Source organism: Streptomyces sp. NPDC030296 (assembly GCF_055572815.1).
This window is the reverse complement of the sequence record NZ_JBVICQ010000004.1, coordinates 376,597-398,209: the sequence shown is the minus strand read 5'-3', so window position 1 is coordinate 398,209 and position 21,613 is coordinate 376,597. Positions and strand designations below refer to the sequence as shown.

The 21,613-nt window shown below is 72.2% G+C and carries 18 protein-coding genes; 10 read left to right on the top strand and 8 right to left on the bottom strand.

From position 1 onward, the window contains the following. Positions 1-280: 280 nt before the first annotated feature. The 3 genes from ACZ4Z3_RS13705 to ACZ4Z3_RS13695 all read left to right on the top strand — a co-directional run bounded on the left by ACZ4Z3_RS13705 (position 281) and on the right by ACZ4Z3_RS13695 (position 6,227). Positions 281-3,178 (top strand): peroxidase family protein, encoded by a 2,898-nt coding sequence (locus ACZ4Z3_RS13705; RefSeq protein ID WP_468501130.1) that lies wholly within the window; start codon positions 281-283, stop codon positions 3,176-3,178. Between the two features lie 66 nt (positions 3,179-3,244). Further along, positions 3,245-4,672 (top strand): hypothetical protein, encoded by a 1,428-nt coding sequence (locus ACZ4Z3_RS13700; protein WP_468501129.1) that lies wholly within the window; start codon positions 3,245-3,247, stop codon positions 4,670-4,672. 55 nt (positions 4,673-4,727) lie between these two features. Continuing rightward, on the top strand, positions 4,728-6,227 hold the full coding sequence (locus ACZ4Z3_RS13695; RefSeq protein ID WP_468501128.1) for a membrane-associated oxidoreductase: 1,500 nt from the start codon (positions 4,728-4,730) through the stop codon (positions 6,225-6,227). An 18-nt stretch (positions 6,228-6,245) separates the two neighbouring features. On the opposite strand, the gene ACZ4Z3_RS13690 is transcribed toward ACZ4Z3_RS13695, so the two are convergent. The 3 genes from ACZ4Z3_RS13690 to ACZ4Z3_RS13680 form a co-directional block, all read right to left on the bottom strand. Next, entirely contained in the window at positions 6,246-6,443 is a 198-nt protein-coding gene (locus ACZ4Z3_RS13690; protein ID WP_468501127.1) for a DUF5708 family protein, read from the bottom strand. A gap of 175 nt (positions 6,444-6,618) precedes the next feature. Then, positions 6,619-8,409, bottom strand: coding sequence for a bifunctional sugar phosphate isomerase/epimerase/4-hydroxyphenylpyruvate dioxygenase family protein (locus tag ACZ4Z3_RS13685; protein ID WP_468501126.1), 1,791 nt, complete (start codon positions 8,407-8,409; stop codon positions 6,619-6,621). Positions 8,410-8,602: 193 nt separating this feature from the next. Beyond that, the gene (locus tag ACZ4Z3_RS13680; protein ID WP_468501125.1) at positions 8,603-9,502 is read right to left on the bottom strand and encodes a shikimate dehydrogenase; all 900 of its coding nucleotides are present in this window, start codon (positions 9,500-9,502) and stop codon (positions 8,603-8,605) included. Between the two features lie 124 nt (positions 9,503-9,626). Here ACZ4Z3_RS13680 and ACZ4Z3_RS13675 point away from each other — a divergent pair, with 124 nt between their 5' ends. The 3 genes from ACZ4Z3_RS13675 to ACZ4Z3_RS13665 all read left to right on the top strand — a co-directional run bounded on the left by ACZ4Z3_RS13675 (position 9,627) and on the right by ACZ4Z3_RS13665 (position 12,494). Next, positions 9,627-10,292, top strand: a complete 666-nt coding sequence (locus ACZ4Z3_RS13675) for a TetR/AcrR family transcriptional regulator (protein ID WP_468501124.1) — start codon at positions 9,627-9,629, stop codon at positions 10,290-10,292. Positions 10,293-10,625: 333 nt separating this feature from the next. Continuing rightward, positions 10,626-11,969, top strand: coding sequence for an MFS transporter (locus ACZ4Z3_RS13670; RefSeq protein WP_468501123.1), 1,344 nt, complete (start codon positions 10,626-10,628; stop codon positions 11,967-11,969). 195 nt (positions 11,970-12,164) lie between these two features. Then, positions 12,165-12,494 (top strand): hypothetical protein, encoded by a 330-nt coding sequence (locus ACZ4Z3_RS13665; protein ID WP_468501122.1) that lies wholly within the window; start codon positions 12,165-12,167, stop codon positions 12,492-12,494. Between the two features lie 4 nt (positions 12,495-12,498). On the opposite strand, the gene ACZ4Z3_RS13660 is transcribed toward ACZ4Z3_RS13665, so the two are convergent. Continuing rightward, positions 12,499-12,951 carry a TIGR03618 family F420-dependent PPOX class oxidoreductase gene (locus ACZ4Z3_RS13660; protein ID WP_468501121.1) on the bottom strand — a complete coding sequence of 151 codons (453 nt, stop codon included), beginning with the start codon at positions 12,949-12,951 and terminating at the stop codon, positions 12,499-12,501. 106 nt (positions 12,952-13,057) lie between these two features. On the opposite strand from ACZ4Z3_RS13660, the gene ACZ4Z3_RS13655 reads away from it, so the two are divergent. The 3 genes from ACZ4Z3_RS13655 to ACZ4Z3_RS13645 are packed head-to-tail and all read left to right on the top strand — an operon-like array spanning position 13,058 to position 16,321. Next, complete coding sequence (locus ACZ4Z3_RS13655; RefSeq protein ID WP_468501120.1) at positions 13,058-13,636, top strand: TetR/AcrR family transcriptional regulator; 579 nt, start codon at positions 13,058-13,060, stop codon at positions 13,634-13,636. Beyond that, entirely contained in the window at positions 13,633-15,069 is a 1,437-nt protein-coding gene (locus ACZ4Z3_RS13650) for an MFS transporter (protein ID WP_468501119.1), read from the top strand. Before ACZ4Z3_RS13655 ends, ACZ4Z3_RS13650 begins: the two co-directional genes overlap by 4 nt. A gap of 25 nt (positions 15,070-15,094) precedes the next feature. After that, entirely contained in the window at positions 15,095-16,321 is a 1,227-nt protein-coding gene (locus ACZ4Z3_RS13645; RefSeq protein ID WP_468501118.1) for a serine hydrolase domain-containing protein, read from the top strand. A gap of 112 nt (positions 16,322-16,433) precedes the next feature. On the opposite strand, the gene ACZ4Z3_RS13640 is transcribed toward ACZ4Z3_RS13645, so the two are convergent. From ACZ4Z3_RS13640 to ribA, 4 genes are all read right to left on the bottom strand, one after another. Then, positions 16,434-17,603, bottom strand: a complete 1,170-nt coding sequence (locus ACZ4Z3_RS13640; protein ID WP_468501117.1) for a saccharopine dehydrogenase family protein — start codon at positions 17,601-17,603, stop codon at positions 16,434-16,436. Continuing rightward, positions 17,596-18,651 carry a saccharopine dehydrogenase gene (locus ACZ4Z3_RS13635; protein WP_468501116.1) on the bottom strand — a complete coding sequence of 352 codons (1,056 nt, stop codon included), beginning with the start codon at positions 18,649-18,651 and terminating at the stop codon, positions 17,596-17,598. Before ACZ4Z3_RS13635 ends, ACZ4Z3_RS13640 begins: the two co-directional genes overlap by 8 nt. Beyond that, positions 18,648-19,793 (bottom strand): NAD(P)/FAD-dependent oxidoreductase, encoded by a 1,146-nt coding sequence (locus ACZ4Z3_RS13630; RefSeq protein ID WP_123540590.1) that lies wholly within the window; start codon positions 19,791-19,793, stop codon positions 18,648-18,650. Before ACZ4Z3_RS13630 ends, ACZ4Z3_RS13635 begins: the two co-directional genes overlap by 4 nt. 224 nt (positions 19,794-20,017) lie before the next feature. Next, positions 20,018-20,677 carry a GTP cyclohydrolase II gene (gene ribA / locus ACZ4Z3_RS13625; RefSeq protein ID WP_359694846.1) on the bottom strand — a complete coding sequence of 220 codons (660 nt, stop codon included), beginning with the start codon at positions 20,675-20,677 and terminating at the stop codon, positions 20,018-20,020. Positions 20,678-20,755: 78 nt separating this feature from the next. On the opposite strand from ribA, the gene ACZ4Z3_RS13620 reads away from it, so the two are divergent. Beyond that, entirely contained in the window at positions 20,756-21,556 is an 801-nt protein-coding gene (locus tag ACZ4Z3_RS13620; RefSeq protein WP_404154133.1) for a creatininase family protein, read from the top strand. Positions 21,557-21,613: the final 57 nt, after the last annotated feature.

Below are 21,613 nucleotides of genomic sequence, written 5' to 3'. Positions count from 1 at the left end.
GCCAGCGCCCATACCGCCGCGTCCGCGACCGCCTCTCCCCCGCGGGTCGCCCGGACGGCGGCGACGGGGTTTCGCCCGGGCCAGCCGGACCACCGCCACGCCGGACGTGCGTTCGAATGCCGCCATGGCGCGCCAAATGCGACCCTCCTCCATATTGTCCTTAGATGCGTACATGGCGTGAACTGTCGCTGTGGCCACCGGGCGCCACCGGTAGCGTGCGGCCCCTGTCCCGTATGCATCCCGTACGCATGTGTACGCGTCCGCACGAAGGAAGCGACCGATGGCCGAGACCGGGCAGCACGAACAGCGCAACGAGCGGTACGAGCGGTACGAGCGGTACGAAGGCGGCAGCCCGGAGGCCGAGCGGCTGGTGTTCGAGCGGCTGGCCCGGGAGCTGATGGAGGTCCAGGTCAGGAACCGGCGGGCCGGGGGCGGCGGGATCGCGCGGGCGTTCCACGCGAAGGCCCCGGTGGCCGTGGAGAACGCGCGGCTGCGTTTCCACGACGACCTCCCGGCGGCCCTGCGCGTCGGCTTCGCGCAGCCCGGCGCCGAGTACCCGGCGGTGGTCCGGCTCTCCAACGCGAGCGGCATCCGGCAGGGCGACGGCTCCCCCGACCTGCGGGGCGCGGCGATACGCGTACGGGTGTCGGACGACGAGAGCCACGATCTGCTGGCCACCAGCTTCCCGGTGTCGCACGCGGCGAACGCGCGGGAGTTCGTGGCGTTCGCCAAGGCCATGGCGGGGGCGCGCAGTCCGCTGGGGAAGGCGTTCGGGCTGTTGGTGAGGCTGCCGCTGGCGGTGGGGTTCGGCACCGCCGGGCGGATGCGGCGGAACGTGCGCGAGGCCACCCGACGGTCGGTGAACTCCCTCGCGAACGAGACCTACTGGAGCCGCGGGGCGATGCTGTGGGGCGATGCCGGGCCCGTGCGGTACCTGCTGCGGCCCGCGCCCGGTACGCCGGTGGCGCCCGCGCCCGACCGGCGGGACCCCGACTTCCTGCACGGCGAGTTCGCGCGGCGCCTCGGGCAGGCCGACGTGGCGTTCGACCTGTGCGTCCAGCGGTACGTGGACGAGCGGCGCACCCCGGTCGAGGACGCGTCGGTGGAGTGGAAGGACGCGGTGGCGCCGGCGGTGCCCGTCGCGCGGCTCACCATCCCGAGCCAGGAGCTGGACGGCGCCGAGGCGCGGGCCGCGGCCGGGCGCGTCGAGGACCTGACCTTCAACCCCTGGTACACGACCGATGAATTCCGGCCACTGGGGAACATCAACCGGGCGCGGAAGGCGGCGTACCGGGCGAGCGGCACGCACCGTCTCGGGCTGCGCTTCGTCACCGCGGAACCCTTGCGCAACCGGCTGCTCGGCCGCCCTGTGGGCGCCGCGATCGCCCTGCTGAACCGGTACGTCCCCTGGCACCGGCTGCCGGTGTCGCTGAGCCTGCTGAACCTGGTGTTCCTGCGGAAGGTGCTGCGCCGGCTGAACCTGATCGACACCGAGCCGGGCGAGGCGCCGCCCAGGGCCCAGCCCGTACCGGGGCCGATCCCGGAGCGGCTGCGCACGGAGCGGTCGTACGACGGGACGTACAACGATCTGGCGGAGCCGCGGATGGGCGCGGTCGGCGCCGCCTTCGGCCGCAACCTGGAGCCCGTCCACCGTCCGGACCTCTTCGACGTCCCGAACCCGGTCACGGTCAGCCGGCAGCTGCTGCACCGCGAGAGCTTCGTGCCCGCGACCTCGCTCAATGTGCTGGCGGCGGCGTGGATCCAGTTCCAGGTGCACGACTGGGTCAACCACCGCCGCCACAAGCCCGGCGACCGCAGCGTGGAGGTGCCGCTGCCGCCCGGACACGGCGGATGGCACAACACCCCGAACGGGCCGGCCGAGAACGTGATGCGGTTCGCGGAGAACGAGGGCGTCGAACGGCCGGGGCAGCCGCCGATCCTGTTCGCCAACAGCGCCTCCCACTGGTGGGACGGCTCCGAGGTGTACGGGGCGGACGAGCGGACCGCGCGGTTCCTGCGGGAGGCCGACGGGCGTGCCGAACTCCGGCTGGAGGAAGGCCACTTGCCGATGAACGGCAACGGCGTCCCGCTCACCGGGTTCAACGAGAGCTGGTGGATGGGGCTCAGCGCGATGCACACGTTGTTCGCCCGCGAGCACAACGCGGTCTGCGCGGCGCTGCGCGCCGAGTACCCGACGATGGGCGAGGAGCGGATCTACCACACGGCGCGGCTGGTGGTCTCCGCGCTGATCGCGAAGATCCACACGGTGGAGTGGACCCCGGCGATCCTCGCCACCGAGGCGATCGACGTCGCCCTGCACACCAACTGGTCGGGCCCGCCGAAGAACTGGCTGAACCAGCTGGGGCTGTGGCTGTTCGAGGCGCACTCGCTGACCGGCATCCCGAAGACGCTGCCGGACCACCACACGGCGCCGTACTCGCTGACGGAGGACTTCGTCACCGTCTACCGCATGCATCCGCTGATCCCGGACGACTACGAGCTGCGTGAGCACCAGTTCGGGCGGCGCCTGGAGACGGTGGGGTTCCTCGACATCCAGGGCGGCGCCGCCGAGGCCCGGATCCGCAAGACGGGCCTCGCGAACTCCCTGTACTCCTTCGGCATCGCCCACCCGGGCGCGATCACCCTGCACAACTTCCCGCGCGCGCTCCAGCGGTTCGAGCGCGACGGGGAGATCATCGACCTGTCGGTCGTGGACCTCGTCCGCACCCGGCGGCGCGGGGTGCCGCGCTACAACGACTTCCGGGCCGGGCTCCACAAGCCGCGGATCCGTTCGTTCGAGGAGTTGACGGAGAACGCCGAGACCCTGGCCCGGCTGAAGGACGTGTACCGCGACGTCGACGAGATCGACACCGTGGTGGGGCTGTTCGCGGAGAACCCGCCGGAGGGCTTCGGGTTCAGCGACACCGCGTTCCGGATCTTCATCCTGATGGCCAGCCGACGGCTCCAGAGCGACCGCTTCCTGACGGTCGACTACCGGCCGGAGGTCTACACACCGCTCGGCATCGACTGGGTCGAGAAGGGCGGCATGAACTCCGTCGTCCTGCGCCACTGCCCGGAGTTGGCGCCGCTGCTCCCGCGCGGGGCGAGCGCGTTCGCGCCGTGGCGGACGGTGCGGCCGGCGGACAACGGCACCACGAGCGACGGCGGTTCACCATGACGCCGTGACACACGGCCCGGGGTGCGGTACCGCCCCGGGCCCTGAATAACACAACGGGGGAACAGCATGACCTTCACCGACAACCCGGCCGGGCTGCCCGGGGACGAGCACTCCGGCACGACCGGCCTCACCGCGTCCACCCATCCCGGACTCGCCGACCTCTTCCGGCGTCCGCTGCTGAACACCGTGTGGCGGCGCCGTACCCACCGGGTCAGCCGGGGCGCCAAGGTGTCCGCCGGGACCATGACCTACACCTCCTCCCACCCCGCGCGCCCGCTGACGGAGCTGGAGGAGGCGGTGCTGATCGCGATCACCGGCACCACGGGGCTGACCATGCCCGACCGGCCCTTCGAGGACCCCGACAACGGCACGCCCATCATGTCCAAGCCCAACCTGACGATGGCGGGCCGCACCGCCGGGAGCCCGGACAACGCCCAGGGCACCCACTTCTTCCTCATCAACGACTCGGGCACCTACTTCCTGCGCAGGCTGCCGCCCGCGCCGGACGAGCCGTTCGACGCCGAGACCTTGGTGGCACGGGCGCACCGGGCGAAGGTGAAGGTGCTGGACCACCGGCTCGACGTCGCGCCCGGCAAGCGGGACTTCCCCGCGTACCTCGACTCCAACCGCTTCCTGTCCAACCTGCCGGGCACGACCCTGCTGTTCCCGGTGGTGGACCTCTCCCACCAGTACGTCAACGCCCTCATGTATCTGCTGACGCAGCCGGACGGCGCCCGCCCCACCTTCGTCGACGACCGCAACTTCTACCGCCCGGCCGGGGTGCGCAAGTGGGTCAGGAACGGTTTCCTGAACGGCGATCTGAAGCTGCCGCTCGGCGCCCTCGGCCCCATGCGCACCCAGATCGAGGCCGATCTGCTGCTGCAGAACCTGATGCTCACCGCCGAGGCGATGGGCCTGGGCGCCTGGATCCACGCCTCCGTCAACCCGCAGATCGCCCTCGGCGACCCCAAGTTCTCGCGGGCGTACGGCAGGATGCTCGGCTTCGACTTCGTCACCCCGCGCTGGCGCCCCGCCGACCTCCTCCGCTGGCACATCCCCCTGCCGAAGTACGCGACGGTGCGCGCGCACCCGGTGGGGTTGCGCTCCCCGGCCGGGGAGCAGTTGATCGCCGCGGCCTGCCCACCCGCGTTCCCGTCCATGGCCGAGGCCGTACGGACGATCATCGACGCGAAGTTCGGCAAGGGCGGCGTCTACACGGACCGCGACGTCTTCGCCCGTATCTACCGGGAGGACTACGGGCAGCGGTACCTCACCGAGGCCAGCGAATACGACGAGCGGGTCGTGGAGTGCGCCCGTGACGTCTGCGAGTACGTCCTGCGCACCCACGGCCGCTTCCCCGCGCACACGGACGCCATCCATGTGCCGGGGGTGTGGCTTCAGGTCCATCACGTGGAGAACGAGTACTACGACCGGTTCTTCGTGAACGGCCTCACGGACGCGCACCGCTCCCACGACCGTGTCTGGGGCCACTGACCGGCCGGAACGGGGTGGTTGACAGGTACAAGTGCCGCGGGTGAGAGTCCCGTTGATGATGATCGACGACCTCACCCCGGCCGAGCGACGCGTCTGGGAGGCCTTCCCCCGGGGTGTCTCGGTGGACTTCGGCGCCACCGACGACGGGGCTGCCGACGACGGGGCCGGCGGCAGGGCCGACGGCAGGGCCGAGGACGGAGCCGACGGGAGTCCCGAGAGGACCGTGCGGGCGGCGGTCCTGCGGACGCTGCTCCTCACCGCGCCCCGCGAGGAGGGCGAGGTCGCCGCGCTCAAGATCTCGGGGGCCCGGATCACCGGCGCCCTGGACCTGAAGTACGCGACGGTCGACAGCGTCGTACGGCTCAGCGGCTGCCACTTCGAGGAGGTCCCGGACTTCTCCGGCGCGCAGCTCGCCTATCTGAACCTCACCGGCTCCGTGCTGCCGGGACTGCGGTCGGCGCGGGTGCGGGTCGACGGCGGACTGCGGCTGACGCGCTGCCGGTTCGGGGGCCCGGTGAAGCTGACGGGGGTGCAGATCTCCGGGACCCTGTTCATGGAGCGGGCCGAGTTCACCGCGCCGGACGGCGAGGAACCGGCGCTGCGGCTGAACCAGGCAGAGGTCGGGGAGGAGTTGTGCGCTCCCGGGCTGCGGGCGCGGGGCGAGGTCCGGCTCTCCGGCGCCCGGGTCGCCGGATCCGTCAACCTCAACGACGCCCGCCTGGACCGCCCGGACGGCGTCGCGCTCACCGCCGAGACGCTCACCGCCGAGGCCGACGTCGAACTGCGCCGCGCCCAGGTGCGGGGCCGGGTCGAGATGCGCGGCGCCCGCGTCGCGGGGCGCCTGGATCTGTCGTACGCGCGTCTGGCGCACCCCGGCGGCACGGCGTTACGGGCCAGCAGTTGCGTCGTCGGCGAACTGTGGCTGCGCGGCGGCCCCCGGATGGAGGGCGTCCTCAACCTCCGTCGCTCGCAGATCGAGGTCCTGCTCATGGAACCCGACGTGGTGCCCGCGCAGGTGCGCCTCAACGACCTGACCTACACCTCGCTCCTGTCGCATCTCCCGGCGCCGCGGCGACTGCCGATGCTGGCGCGGGACGACGACGGGTTCATCCCCCACTCCTACGAGCAGTTGACCGCCGCGTACCGTCGCATCGGCGACGACGACGCGGCCCGTCTGGTGCAGCTCGCCAAGCAGCGCCGGCGACGGGCCACCCTCCCCTGGTACGGGCGGCTGTGGGGCGTCGTCCAGGACGCGACCGTCGGCTACGGGTTCCGCCCGCTGCGGGCGGCCGTCTGGCTGCTGTCCCTGCTGGCGGTGGGCTCGGTGGCGTACGCCCTGCACCCGCCGGAGCCCCTGAAGGCCGACGAGGCGCCGACGTTCAACGCCGTCTTCTACACCCTCGACCTGCTGCTGCCGATCATCGACTTCGGCCAGGAACGGGCCTACGCGCCCGAGGGTGGAGGGCAGTGGCTGTCGTACGTCCTCGTCATCACGGGCTGGATCCTGGCGACGACGGTGGTCACGGGTGTGACACGCACCGTCAGCCGCCAGTGAGCAGGCGTCGACGGCCCTTCAGCGTCGGGAGCCGGCCGTCCTCCCTGCCTGGACGAGACCCAGGAGGACCAGGCAGCCGCCGACGGCCATCAGGACCACCCCCACCTTGGTGAGGGTGAGGACCGGGATCTCGACGCCGCCGGTGAACAGCTTCAGGGCCAGGCCGACGAGGAAGGTCGCGGATCCTTCGGTCAGGTTCTTGGAGGCAGGACTCACCGCTGGGCTCTTTCCGTCGAAGACACACCACGCTCGTGTGCGGCCGGTCGGGGGGGGCGGCTTCATCGTAGGAAGAGCGGGGGCAGCGGCTCGTCGGCCCTCCGGACGATCCCGTACTGCATCGTTCGATGGACGGCGGTGGGGTCCCTCGCGGTCGGGTCGTCGACGATTCGCGTCATCCGACGGGGCGTCGCCCGTGCTGGGCGGCGAGGCGTACGGGCGCGTTCTGGGCTCCGTAGCCCCGGTAGTCGCCGTCGCGTTGGACGAGTTCGAAGAAGACGCGGCCGACGGTCTCGGTGTAGCAGTGGCGGAACACGCCGTCCGCGTCGCGGTCGTAGAGGATGCCGAGTTCGCGGTACGTCTCCAGCTCGCCCTCGGCGAACTCGAAGCGGGCGGCCAGGTCGTCGTGGTAGTTCGCGGGGACGGCCAGCAGCCGGCCCCCGGCGGCACGGAAGGCGCGGGCCGCGGCGACCACGTCGTCCGTGGTGAGGGCGATGTGCTGGGCCCGGGCGGAGCCGTCCGTGGGGGCCGGGCCGACGCTCAGGGCGATCCGGACACTGCCGTCGGCGTTGCTGACCGGGCGGCTGCGGAACAGGCCGTAGGGGTCGGCGACGTCCACGCTCTCTCGGGCGGGTAGGCCGAGGACGGCCCGGTGGAAGAGGGCCGCCTCGTCGAACTGGTGCCAGGGCTGGGTGAGCGCGAGGTGGTCCACACGGTGCAGGTGGCGGGCGGGTTCCGCGTGGGGCACGGGACGGAAGTCGTCGGTCCAGCTGGGCAGTTCGGGGCGGTCGGTGGCGCAGAAGAAGAGTTCGGTGCCGTCGGGGGCGGCGACCGCGTCGAGGGCGACGTCCTGCGGGGCGCGGCGGCGGGGCAGCACCGGGGCGAGCAGTGCCTCCGCGCGGCGCGCGGCGCCCGCCGGGTCCGGTGACTCCAGGCCGATCGCGGCGAGCTGGGTGCCGTCGCGGCGGGCCGCCGGGCCGGTGTTGACCAGGACCCGTGCCTCGCCCTGCCGCCACAGGTCCACCGGCTTGCTGCGGTGGCGGGCGGTGCGGGCGAAGCCGAGGGCGCCGAGCAGGGCGGCCACGGGCTCGGCGTCGGGGGTGACGAGTTCGGTGAACGCGACGCCGGTGGGCACCACGGGCTCCGGCAGCGTGGCCAGGCCCGCCGCCTCCTGGAGCATCAGCAGGGAGCGGTGGGCGTCGACGGCGGTGGGGCCCGCCTCGGCCTGCCGGAACACGTCGTTGAAGACCTCCAGGGACAGGGGACCCTGATATCCGGCCGCCCGCACATGCCGGACGAGGCCCGCGAGGTCGAAGCCGCCCTGGCCGGGGAAGCAGCGGTAGTGGCGGCTCCACTGGAGCACGTCCATCGCCATCAGCGGGGCGTCGGCCAGCTGCAGGAAGAAGATCTTCTCGCCGGGGATGTCCTCGATGCCCTTCGGGTCGGAGCCCCGGGCGAGGATGTGGAAGCTGTCGAGGCAGGTGCCGAGCACGGGGTGGTCGGCGGCCTCGACGATGCGCCAGGCGTGGTCGTACGTGCTGACGTGCCGTCCCCAGGCCAGCGCCTCGTACGCGACGCGGATCCCGAAGTCCTGGGCGAGGTCGGCGAGCCGGTGCAGTTGGGCGGCGGCGAGGGCGTCGTCGTCCTCGGCGAGCGGATGGACGCTGGAGCACACCAGGACCGTGTCGGCGCCGAGCCGCCGCATCAGCTCGAACTTGTGCCGGGCCCGCCGCAGGTTCCGGTCGAACTCGTCCGCCGGCACGGCCTCGATGTCCCGCATCGGCTGGTACAGGTCGATGCCCAGTCCCAGGTCCGCGCACCGGGCGCGGATCTCCTCCGGGGAGAGCGGGCTGGCCAGCAGATCGTTCTCGAAGATCTCCACCCCGTCGAACCCGGCCCGCGCGGCGGCCGTGAGCTTCTCGGTGAGGGACCCGCTGAGGGAGACGGTGGCGATGGCTGTGCGCATGGTGCTGCTCCTCTGATTCCAGCTGTGCTGCCGACGACCGGGACGGTCCCCCTGGGCCGGAGGGCTCGGCACGCACACCTGCGGCGTCAAGGCGCCGTAGCCCGAAACCGGCGCGATCCAAACGACAGGCCCTGGGGCTAGGTCGTGTCCGCAAAGTCCCGTCGTGGGGCAGACGGGACTTTGCGGACACGGCCTAACGCGCGGCCCCCGCGACACCGGCCAGCTCGGCGATGTCGGCGAGCATGCGGGTCGCGTCCGCCTCCCTCCCGGTGAACAGGCGGAACGCGTCCGCCGCCTGGAACACCGCCATTCCTCCCCCGTCCAGCGTGGCGCACCCGAGCGTGCGGGCCGTGCGCAGCAGCTCCGTCTCCAGCGGGCGGTACACCACCTCGGCCACCCACAGCCCGGGGTGCAGCAGCTCCGCGGCGAAGGGCAGGCCGGGGTGCGCGGCCATTCCGGTCGGCGTCGCGTGCACCACCCCGTCGGCCCGGCCGAGCAGCGCCGGCAACGCGTCCGGTGTCGCGGCGGCCGCGCGTCCCGCGCCGAAGTGCCGGCCGAGGGCGGTCGCGAGGCCGGCCGCGCGGTCGGGCAGCGCGTCGACGACGGTGACGTGCTCCGCGCCGAGGGTGAGCATGGCGTGGGCCACGGCCGCACCGGCGCCGCCGGCGCCCAGCTGCACGACCTTCTCCAGCGGGACGTCGGGCAGTCCGCGGGCGAAGGACGCGGCGAAGCCGGTGACGTCCGTGTTGTGGCCGATGGCGCGGCCGTCCTCGAAGACCACGGTGTTGACGGCGCCGAGCGCGGCGGCCCCCGGCGCGAGCGCGTCGAGATGCCCGATGACGAGTTGCTTGCAGGGGTGGGTGATGTTCAGCCCGTCGTAGCCGAGGTCCCGGGCGGCGCGCACCAGGTCGCCCACCGCCTCGGGGCCGCCCTCGACGCGGTCGACGTCGATCAGCCGGTACAGGTACCGCAGCCCCTGCCGGTCCGCCTCCCGCTCGTGCAGCGCGGGGCTGAGCGAGGGCCCGATGCCGGAGCCGATGAGGCCGACGAGATACGCGTCACGCGTCGGGGCGGGGGTCGAGACCTGGGGCACGGCGGGGCCTCCTGAGCGGCTCACTAATGTACGAACTAGTACGTTAGTCATAGCACCCCGGATCGACCGGGGGAAGCCCTCTTCTACAATCGCGGTCACCTGGCCCCTTGCCCGAAGGAACGCGATGACCAGCGTCGAAGAACCGGCACGACCGAACGGGCGCATCCGTGACGCGGCCCGCACCAAGGCCGAGATCCTCGACGTCGCGACCAAGGAGTTCGCCCGCTCCGGTTTCGCGGGTGCCCGGGTCGACGAGATCGCCGCCCGCACCCGCACCACCAAGCGGATGATCTACTACTACTTCGGCGGCAAGGAGCAGCTGTTCACGGCCGTGCTGGAGCGGGCGTACTCCGTGATCCGGCAGGCGGAGCAGGAGCTGGACGTCGAGCACCTGGACCCGGTCGCCGCCATCCGGCGCCTGGCCGAGGTCACCTTCGACCACCACGAACGGCACCCGGACTTCATCCGCCTGGTCAGCATCGAGAACATCCACGAGGCCGAGCACATCGCCGCCTCCGAGAAGCTGGGCAGGATCGGCTCGCCGGCGCTGGACGTGATCGGCCGCATCCTGGAGTCGGGGCAGCGGTCCGGCCTGTTCACGGCCGATGTCGACGCCGTGGACCTGCACGCGATGATCAGCTCCTTCTGCTTCTTCCGCGTCTCCAACCGGCACACCTTCGGAGCCCTCTTCGGCCGCGACCTGGTCGCCCCCGACCTGCGCGAGCACTACCGCAAGATGCTCGGCGACATGGTGATCGCGTATCTGACGGCGGACCGAGCGACGGACTGACCACAGGCGCGCGCGGCGGACTGACCACGGGACTGCGCGACGGACTGACCACGGGACGGCGCCCGACCCACACTCCGGGCCCGGAGGTTCGTTCGGCGCCACCCCTTGACACCCGGGAAACGTGGGCGCAACATCCGTAGCCAACCGCTACTAACTATCCAGTGCGTTAATTATCCGGGTAGCACCCGGCACGGCCGCCCCAGCACCCCCGGGGACCCGGCCTCCTCCCCCACATCTCGCACCGCCCTGCCCTGGCCAGCCCCGTCTTGCCCTGCCTTGCCTTCCTCCGCTTCACTCCCTCTCCTGGGGGAGATCCCTCGAAGGAGCACACCGTTGTCCGTCCCCGCCGCACCTCCCGGCCAGCCCAGGAAGGCCGCCACGGCCGCCTGGATCGGCAGCGCCCTGGAGTACTACGACTTCTTCATCTACGGCAGCGCCGCCGCCCTGATCTTCCCGACGGTCTTCTTCGACGAGTCCGACCCGGCGACCGCGACCCTGCTGTCCCTGGCCACCTTCGGTGTCGCGTACGCGGCGCGGCCGATCGGCGCGCTCTTCCTCGGCCACTTCGGCGACCGGCTGGGCCGCAAGAAGATCATGGTCTTCACGCTGATCCTGATGGGTCTGTCCACGTTCCTCATCGGCTGCCTGCCCACCCGTGACCAGGTCGGCACCCTCGCCCCGGTCCTGCTGGTGATCTGCCGTGTCCTCCAGGGCGTCTCGGCGGCGGGCGAGCAGGCCAGTGCCAACTCCATGACGCTGGAACACGCGCCGGAGGACCGGCGCGGCTTCTTCACCAGCTTCACCCTGAGCGGCACCCAGGGCGGCCAGCTGCTCGCGACCCTGGTCTTCATCCCGATCGCGGCGCTCCCCGAGGACCAGTTGCTGTCCTGGGGCTGGCGCGTCCCGTTCTGGATGAGCGTCGCGGTCGCCGTCGCGGGCTACGTCATCCGCCGCACGCTGAACGAGACCCCCGCGTTCACCCGGCAGCAGACCGCCTCCGAGGGTGTCGCGAAGCTGCCGCTCGCCGTGCTGACGCGTGAGCACTGGGCGGATGTGCTGCGGGTGATCGCGGGCGCCATGGTCGCCTCGGTCTCGACGATCTTCACCGTGTGGGCGCTGGCGTACGGCACGAGCGAGTCGGTCGGTCTGTCGCGTTCCTCGATGCTGTGGGTGAGCGCGCTCGCCAACCTGGTCGCGCTCGCCGCGATCCCGCTGTGGGCCACGCTCTCCGACCGCGTCGGCCGACGCCCGGTGTTCCTGATCGGCGCGGCCGGCAGCGCGGTGATGATGTTCGTCTACCTGTGGGCGGTCTCCACCGGCGCCTATCCGCTGGTCCTCGTCCTCGGCATCGTCACCTTCGGTGTCGTCTACAGCGCCGCGAACGGCACCTGGCCCTCCTTCTACGGCGAGATGTTCTCCACGAAGGTCCGGCTGTCCGGCATGGCCATCGGCACGCAGATCGGCTTCGCGGTCGCCGGTTTCGCCGTCACCTTCGCCGCGCAGATCGCCGGCCCCGACGGGGACGACTGGTTCGCGGTGGCGCTGTTCACCGCGGCGCTGTGCGTGCCGCCGGTGCTCGCGGCCCTCACCGCCCGCGAGACCCACAAGGTCCCGACCGAACTCCTCGGCGTCCGCGCGGCCGGCGCGGCGAACGACCGGGAGCGGGTCGCGGCCTGACCTTCCCGTCCCCGATCGCGGGCCCCGAGCACCCATGGCGTTCGGGGCCCCGTGATGCGTCCGCCGCTCCTTCTCGGGCACGGGGCCGGTCACGTCACCGTCCCGCGGCCACCCCGCCGCGGAGGTCCGCGCAGGTCGGAGGGATGATGACGGACGCCGACGCCTCGATCACGTGAGGCCGGCCGGGGGTGGGGGATGCGGAGAGAGAAGTCCCGCAAGGGCGTGCTGATCGGCGTGGCGGCCGGGGTCGGATGCCTGCTGGTGGCCCCCGTCCTGCTGATCGTCGGGGCCATCACGCTGATGCTCCTGGGCCGGGCGCCGAATCCGCCCCCGATCCCCGACGGCGAGGCGCTCGTCCTGCGCGACGAGCAGATCGCGGGCACGTGGCGGGACGACTCCGGCGGGCGGGTGGACCGAGTACGAGGCACGGGGGACGGCCGAGAAGGCCGTCCTGTGGATGTCCGTCGGCGACCCCGACGACGGGGACCTGTGCGTGCTCGACAAGGTGGCGGGGCCGCCGGGTGACACCTCAGCGCTTGGGGATGCCGTACGCCCGCTCCACACGCAGCCGCAGTACGAGCCGGCGGTCGCGGACCATCGCCGCGCGGTAGTCGTCCCAGTCGGGGTGCTCGCCCCGCACGTCCCGGTACAGCCGGACCAGTTCCTCGACGGTCTCGTCGTAGGGGTCCTCGGCCACCGGCGTGAGGTCGGCGAGGCCCTCGACGACCGTGTAGGCCCAGCGGTCGGCGCTGGTCACGTGGTACGAGACGCGGGGGTCGCGGCGCATGTTGCGGGTCTTGGCGCGGTCGTCGGTGACCGAGACCCGGATCGTGCGCTCGTCGGGGTCGTAGGCGTGGTTGACGTTCGAGAGCTGGGGACGGCCGTCCGCCTTGAGGGTGACCAGCACCCCGCCGTCGAGTTCGGAGACCAGGCCGAGCAGGGCGTTCTGCACGGCGTCCGTGTCAGATGTGTCCGGGGTCATGACCGGTCAACGTACCGACGGTGGCCCGCGATTCCCCGATACGCCGCGAGCGTCGCCGCACGACCCTCGGTAGACACTGTCTACTTCCGTGCGGTAGACAGTGTCTATGGGTGAACGGAACGCCGGGCTCAGGTCCCGGCTGGTGGATGTCGGGGTCGAGTTGGTGACGACCGAGGGCGTGCAGGCACTGTCGTTGCGGGAGATCGCACGGCGGGCGGGGGTGTCGCACGGGGCGCCGCGCCGGTACTTCCCGACGCATCTGGAACTGCTGTCGGCCATCGCGCGCCGGGGCTTCGAGGACCTCGCGGCCAGGGGTGCCGCGGCCCTCGGCGACGGCACCGACAGCCCCCGGCGGCAGGTGGCGACGCTGGGCCGGGTCTACCTCGACTTCGCGCTCACCCACCGGGGCATGCACGAGCTGATGTTCCGTCACGACCTGCTGGAGAGCAACACGTTGGGGCTGCGCGACGCCAGCCTCCCGGTGTTCGGCCTGCTCGTGGACCTCGTCGGCCGGGCCCGGCCGGATGTCGACGCCCGGCTCGTCGCCGGGGCGCTCCTGGCGAACCTGTACGGCATCGCCCAGCTGTGGACCTGGGGCAGCCTCCAACTCACCACGGGTGCCGACGACTTCACGCCCCTGCTCGACACGGCCCTCGACGCGCATCTCGGGCGTGAGGATCGATGAGCGCGGTCATCCGGGAGGCCGGTGCGGACGAACGGCCGGCCGTGCCCGTGCCGTACCGCCGGCTGACGCTCGCGAACAGCGTGCTCGGCGCGGTGATCGTCGCCCTCGACGGGACCGTGCTGACGATCGCCCAGCCCACCCTGCGCCGGGACCTGGAGGCCTCCTTCGCCGAGGTGCAGTGGACCAGCACCGCCTATCTGATCGCGGTGGCGAGCCTGCTGGTCTTCGCGGGGCGGCTCGGTGACCGGTTCGGGCACCAACGGGTCTTCGCCTGGGGCGTGTTGGGGTTCGGCGCCGCCTCGGCGGGCATCGGCCTCGCGCCCGGCGTGGGCTGGGTGATCGCGCTGCGGGTCGTCCAGGGGGTGTTCGGGGCGCTGCTGCAGCCGGCCACGCTCGGGATGCTGCGGGCCGCGTTCCCGCCCGACCGGCTGGGCATGCCCGTGGCGCTGCGGACCAGTGCCATCGGGGTGGCCGCAGCGGCCGGCCCGCTGGTTGGCGGGGTGCTGGTGACGGAGCTGGGCTGGCGCGCGGTGTTCTTCCTGAATGTGATTCCGGCGCTGGTCATGGGCCTGCTGGCCCTCGCGGTCCGCGCTCCGCGGCCAGCCCGCGGTGTGCCCGTCGGCGGCCTCGACACCCGTGGCGCGGCCCTGCTCGCCGTGGCGCTCGCGGCGCTCGTGCACACCCTGGTCGGGATCCCGGGGCACGGCTGGACGGTGCCCGGTGTGCTCGGTCTGCTCGTGGCCGGCGCCGCCGGCGCTGCCCTCGTACGGCATGAACGGCGGGCTACCGACCCGCTGTTGCCGCCCGCCGTGCTCGGCTCGGCGACGGCGGGCGCGGCACTCGGGGTGCTGGTGACCGCGTCGGCGGCGATGATGGGCGCGCTGTTCGTCGGCAGCCACCTGTTGCAGGACGTGCTCGGCATGGACCCGCTGCGTACCAGCCTCGTCGCGCTGCCCGGCGGCGTGATGATGATCCTCGGCGCACCGCTCTCGGCGGTGCTGCTGCGCCAGTGGGGCGCCCGCCCGACGGCCCTGACCGGGACCCTGCTGCTCACCGCCGGCGTGCTGGTGCTGTCGGCGGTGGGGCCGGGCTCCTCGACGGCGGTGATCGGCGGTGGCTTCCTGCTCCTGGGCGCCGGGTTCGGCGCTGTGATGGTGACGGCCACCGCGGTGGCCGTACGGGACGCTCCGCCGGAGGCGGCGGGGGTGGTGGGCGGCCTCCAGCAGACGGCGATGAACATCGGGCCGACGCTCGGCGTGGCGGCCGCCGCGACGCTGCTGCCGCTGGCCGCGGAGCCCGCGTTCTGGCTGCTGGCCGGCCTGTCGGCGCTGGGTGCGCCGCTCGCCGGACGAATGCCCCGACCCGCCCGTCCTCCGGGGGATGGATCGCGATCGGTACGGAACGATGAAGACAAGGACGTCTGTGAGCCGTGACCCGGGCCACCGGAGGAGAACCACCATGGAACGACTGAGCCGACAGAGCGAGCCGCGCGAGGCCGGCCTCGACCCGAAGACCCTGGCCCGCCTCGACGAGTACCTCGGCCGCCAGGTCGACGACGGCCGGCTGCCCGGCTATCTGCTCTCCGTCGCCCGGCACGGCCGCGTCGCCCACCTCACGACGTACGGCCGGCGCGACCTGGACGCGGGGCTGCCCGTCGGGACCGACACGTTGTGGCGGGTCTACTCGATGACGAAGCCGGTCACGTCGGTGGCCGCGCTGATACTGGTCGAGGAGGGGCGGCTGTCCCTCACGGACCCGGTCTCCCGCCATCTGCCGGAGTTCGCCGAGCCCCGGGTGTACGAGTCCGGTGAGGGCGCCGGGATCCGGACCCGCCCGGCGCGGCAGCCGATCCTCGTCCGGCATCTGATGACCCACACGTCCGGCCTGACGTTCGGCTTCTACTACGACCACCCGGTGGACGCGCTCTACCGCGAAGCCGGTCTGGAGCACTCGGTCCGGCCGGGCGCCGACCTCGCCCAGACCTGCGCGGAGTACGCGCGTCTGCCCCTGCAGTTCGAGCCGGGCACGCAGTGGAACTACTCCGTCGCCAGCAACGTCCTCGGCCGGATCGTCGAGGTGGTGTCGGGGCAGTCCCTCGACGTGTTCTTCGCCGAGCGGATCCTCGGCCCGCTGGGGATGACCGACGCGGGTTTCCAGGTCTCCCCCGAGCAGGCGGGGCGGCTGGCCCAGCTGTACGGCGAGCAGGAGGACGGCTCGATCGCCCCGGTGCCGGGGCTGCCCCTGCACGGCCGGCCCCGCTTCCTGTCCGGCAGCGGCGGCATGGTCGCCACCGCCCGTGACTACCATCGCTTCGCGGAGTTCCTGCGCCGCCGCGGCGAACTCGACGGGGTCCGTCTGCTGACCCCCGAGTCCGTCGACATGATGGCCTCCAACCAGTTGCCGGGCGGCGTCGACATCCACACCTACGGCAGCGGCTTCCACCGGCAGCCGGGGAACGTGGGCGTCGGCTTCGGCCTCGGCGTCTCCGTCGTCATCGACCCCGAGGTCACCGAGAGCCCCTCCTCCCTCGGCACCTTCGGCTGGACCGGCGCCGCCACCACGATCTTCTGGGTGGACCCGCACCGGGACCTGACCGTCCAGTTCATGACCCAGGTACGACGCCGCTCCTCGTTCTCGGTCTACCCGGACCTGAAGCGACTGGTCCACGAGGCCGTGGTGGACTGAACCGGCGCCCCCTGCCTCGCGGCGCACGCCGCGCGCACAGGGACCGCAGGCACACGGGCGGCGGGCGGGTGCGTGGTCGGGGTAGGGGGCGGTCACACCACCCCTACCCCCTTCAGCCCTCCACCCGCAACGCGAACTCGACCCCGTCTCGCGCCAGTTCCATGAGCCACCTCTCCGAGCGTTCCGCCGTCTCCGCCGCGCGGAGGAGGCCCGGGGGCAGGGAGCCGTCGAGGATGTGGGTGACGCCGAGGGCCAGGGGGCGGGAGACGCAGCGGGCCATGGCGCTCTCCTCCGCCGTGCCGGTCAGGTCGAGGAGGTAGCGGCCCGACCAGCGGTCACCGGAGCCGGCGTCGACGTCCAGGGTGACGGCCAGGACGACACGGTCCCGGTCGGTCTCCGTCATCGGGTGCCGCGCGGCGAGTTCACCGGCCAGCGCGGCGATGCGCCGGTCGTCGTCGCGTTCCAGTTCCGCGAAGACCGGGGCCCAGGCGGTGAGCCAGCCGTCGAGGCGGAGGGTGCCGCGGACGAAGGTGCGCGGTTTCCAGGCCGGCGGCAGGCCGTACTGGGCGAGGAAGGGCACGCTGTCGCGGTTGGGGTAGGCCTCGAAGGACTCGCCGTCGGCATCGCCGTCGACGACGTACGGACGGGTCGCCCTCCAGGGGCGCTCGGCCGTCGTCTCCGTGCCGTCCTCGATGTAGCGGGCCGGTGCGCGCAGGGCGTTCAGGACCCCGGCGGGCGCCCAGCTGAAGCGGTACCTGAAGTCGTTCGGTACGGCCGGGACGCCGCCGCAGTACGAGGTCAGGGTGTACGAGGCGGCCGTGTCGGGCCCGATCGCCGCGCTCGCCCGGGCGACCAGGCTGTGGGCGAAGAGGTGGTCGACGCCGGGGTCGAGGCCCGCCTCGGTGAGGACGGTGACGCCCGCCGCCCCGGCCGCCGGCGCCAGTTCCCGGACCTCGTCCGACACATAGCTGGAGCAGGCGAAGTGCGCCCGCGCCTCGACGCACGCCCCGAGCAGCGGCGCGTGCTCCGGGGCCGGGAGCATCGAGACGACCACGTCTCCGGGAGCCAGCTCGGCGGCGAGCGCCGCGCGTGTGTACGCGCGGGGCTCGGCGCGGCCCGCGAGGCCGAGGGCGGCCAGGGCCCCCTCGGCGCGCTCCTCGGTGCGGTGCCACAGCCGTACCCGGGCGGCGGTGCCGCACAGCTTCGCCAGGCCGCTGCCCGTGGAGAGGCCGGCACCGACCCAGTGGACGGTGCCGCTCGCGGGGACCGCGTCATCAGTCATCCGGCAACTCCCTTGTCGTCAGCCCGAGGTCATGGGACGCGCGGCGGAACCGGTCCAGGCAGCGTCCCCACGCGCCACCGGTCGGCAAGTCCAGCAGCTGCGGCAGCAGCGCGGCGGAGAAGTCGGTACTCGCCTCGCGGGGCAGCAGGGAGGGCAGGTTGTCGATCGCGATCAGGTCGAGGGGCGGGTGCTCGCGCAGGCGGCGGACCGGGTGGTCCCAGTCCGTGGTGGTGTCGTAGACCGGCAGGACGTTCATGGGTGAGCCCACGTCGACGGTGACGTCGGCGAGGGTGCGCAGCCGGCGGTCCGGGGCGTCGAGGTCCTTGTCCGTGAGGAACGGCGGCACCGGGCTCGTCGTCAGCACGGTGTTGACCATCAGGTCGTGGGCGAGCAGGGCGCCCTTGTCGAGGTCGCGGGTCTCGGCCACGTCCCAGCAGGTGGGCTCGACCCCGGCCTCGTCGAGCGCGGCCCGCGCACCGCTCCCGCTGCGGCCCAGGGCGCCGATCACCAGCGCGGTCAGATCGCCCTCGGAGGCGCGCAGCCGTGCCTCCATCTCCTCCTTGGCCAGGGGCACCAGCGGGGTCTGAAGACCGCCCCGGTGGTGCAGCACCGCGAGGGCCGCGCCCAGGTAGCCGGCCCAGAAGCCGAACGCGGCGAGCCGGCGGCCCTGGTCGTCCACCAGGTACTCCAGGTCCAGCAGCGCCCCGCCCCCGGCGGCGAACCTGCGCAGCAGCGACTCGGCGCCGGGCTGCCCCTTGTAGGCGTGCCCGAAGAAGATGTGCCGGTGGGTGAGTTCGGCGGGCTCGTCGGGGAGTTCCTTCAGCCCTACGATGACGGCGTTCGACGGCGCCGACGGCCAGCGGCCGGGCTCGGTGACCTCGCAGCCCGCCTCCTCGTACGCCTCCGTCGGGAAGATCCGCTGCGGGGAGTCCTCGACGGTGATCCGTACGCCGCTCTCGACGAGCCGCCGGGCGTCGGACGGGACGATCGGGGTGCGGCGTTCGGTGGTACGGGTCTCGTGGCGGAGCCACAAGTGGCGATCGGTCATACGAGGTTGGCCTCCGGGCGCAACGCGTCGGCCGTGAAGCGGTCGACGCTCAAGGGGCTGATGTCGACGAAGGGTACGCGGCCGAGGTACAGGTCGCGGACCACCTCGCCGACCGCCGGGCCCTGAAGGAACCCGTGGCCGGAGAAACCGGTGGCGTAGAGGAAGCGGGAGCATGAACCGGCCTCGCCGATCAGGGCGTTGTGGTCCGGTGTGATTTCGTACAGGCCCGCCCAGCCGCCCGTGCGGCGCAGGTCGAGCAGGGCGGGCGCCCGGTGTTCCATGGCCGCGTAGAGGCGGGGGATCCAGCGGTCGTGGGTGTCGGTGGCGAAGCCGGGCCGTTCGTCGGGGTCGGACATGCCGACGAGGAGGCCGGGGCCCTCGGTGTGGAAGTACAGGCTGCTGGTGAAGTCGATCGTCATGGGCAGGTCCGGCGGCAGGCCCGGCACCGGTTCGGTGACCGCGATCTGCCGGCGCAGCGGCTCCACCGGGAGGTCCACGCCGACCATGGCGCCGACGGACCGGGACCAGGCGCCGGCCGCGCACACCACGGTGTCGGTGACGATGCGGCCCTTGCCGGTGACCACCGCGGTGATGGTGTCCCGCCAGGTCTCGATGCCGAGGACCTCGCAGTTGCGCAGGACCGTCGCGCCGTGGCGGCGGGCGCCCGCGGCGTAGCCGTGGACCACGGACTCGGGGGTGCAGTGCCCGTCGTCGGGTGAGAACGCGGCGGCGAGCAGCCCGTCGGTGCTGATCAGCGGGGAGAGCCGCTGCGCCTCGGCGGGGTCGATCATGCGGCTGGGCACACCCAGGTCGTTCTGCAGCTGTACGCCGGCCTCGAACTGGGCGACCTCGTCGGGCGTCGACAGCAGGAAGAGGTAGCCGACCCGGTGGAGGCCGATGTCGTGGCCCAGGTCCTGTCCGAACCGGCCGAACGCCTCCAGGCTGCGGGCGCCGAGCTGGATGTTCAGTTCGTCGGAGAACTGTGCGCGTACGCCGCCGGCGGCCCGAGCGGTGGAGCCGGAGGCGAGTTCGTCCCGTTCGACGAGGACGACGTCGTCCACTCCTGCGGCGGCGAGATGGTAGGCGATGCTCGTGCCGATGACACCGCCGCCTATGACGACGACCCGTGCGCTGCGGATCACGTACGCGGCTCCCTTCGTCCGGTCGTGGTCGGTTCACCCGACGGAGTCAGGTCTTCCACCACAGGCGAACGTTCATGCGGTACGGCAGCGGAGTCGGCCGGGGGCGCGCCGTGCGCACCGGCCCGCCAAAACGTTACGGCGGGCGCGGCGGCCGGTGTCGGACGATCCGATGACGGCCGCCGCGCGACCCCGTGCGACGTGCGGGAACGTACGTGATGCGGCGCTCAGGAGGAGTGGACCACGGCGTCCAGGTGGGGCAGGTAGTGGTCCAGCCGCTCGCGCTTGGTGCGCAGGTAGGTGATGTTGTCCTCGCAGGGCGTGATCAGCAGCGGCACCTGCTCGGAGACCTGGATGCCGTGGCGCAGCAGCGCCTCCCGCTTGCGCGGGTTGTTCGACATCAGCCGCACGGACCGTACACCGAGGTCGTGCAGCATCTCGGCCGCCACCCGGTAGTCGCGGGCGTCCACCGGCAGGCCGAGGGCGATGTTCGCCTCGACGGTGTCCAGGCCCTCGGCCTGGAGCTTCATCGCCTGGAGCTTGGCGAGCAGCCCGATGCCGCGCCCCTCGTGGCCGCGCAGGTAGACGAGGACGCCCCGGCCCTCCGTGACGATGGCGCGCAGCGCGCTGTCGAGCTGCTCCCCGCATTCGCAGTGCTGGGAGCCGAACGCGTCACCGGTCAGGCACTCCGAGTGCAGCCGGACGAGTATGTTCTCGCCGCCGCTGATGTCGCCGTACACCAGCGCCACTTGTTCCTCGCCGCGATCCTGGTCGAGATAACCTACGGCCTCGAAGTCGCCGTACGTCGTGGGCAGCGGTGCATTGACCACGCGGACGGCACCGGAGGACTGGGCGTGAGCGCCGAGTACGCCAACATTTTCTGTCATGATCTGGTTCCTATCTGGTGAGTCCTGACGTCATGCGAAAATGACGGAGCATCAGCAGAGACGAAAGGCCGGGAAAAGATGAGCAGTTCGGGAGCGGAGTCCGGTGCGCGGCAGGAGGGACGGGGACAGCAGCCGACGGTATACGGTCTGCTGCCCGCCGACACCACCGCGGATGTACGGGAGCGCGGCGCGGGGGTCGGCCGACAGGTCGCGGTGCTTCCGGTCGGCAGCTTCGAGCAGCACGGCCCGTATCTGCCGCTGGCCACGGACACGCTGGTGGCGTGCGCCATAGCGCGGGAGATAGCCGCCGCCTACCCGGTGCACCTCCTGCCGCCCGTGACCATCGCCTGCTCCCACGAGCACGCCGGCTGGCCGGGCACGGTGAGCATTTCCGCGACGACCCTGCACGCGATGGTCCGCGACATCGCCGACTCGCTGCGCCGGTCGGGCGTCGAGGCGCTGGTCGTGGTGAACGGACACGGTGGGAATTACGTCCTGGGCAATGTCGTCCAGGAATCCACCGCGGCGGGACATCGAATGGCGCTTTTCCCGGCGATGGAGGACTGGGAGGCCGCCCGTGAACGGGCGGGTGTCGAGACCTCGTTGCTCAGTGATATGCATGCGGGAGAAATTGAGACCTCCATACTTCTGCATTGCCATCCGGAATTGGTCCGGCCCGGTCACGAGACCACCGATTTCCTTGCCGACGACCGCCGTCATCTCCTCTCCCTCGGTATGTCGGCCTACACCGATTCCGGTGTGATCGGCCGTCCTTCGTTGGCGTCCGCCACGAAGGGGAAGGAATTGCTGGAGGGGTTCGTGGAGTCCTTCGGGGCGTACTTCTCCGTGGTCACCTCGGACGCTCCGGCCGCCGACTGACGGCGGGCCCGCAGCGAGCCGTACCAGCGCCCGACGAGGACCAGGGCCCCCGGCAGC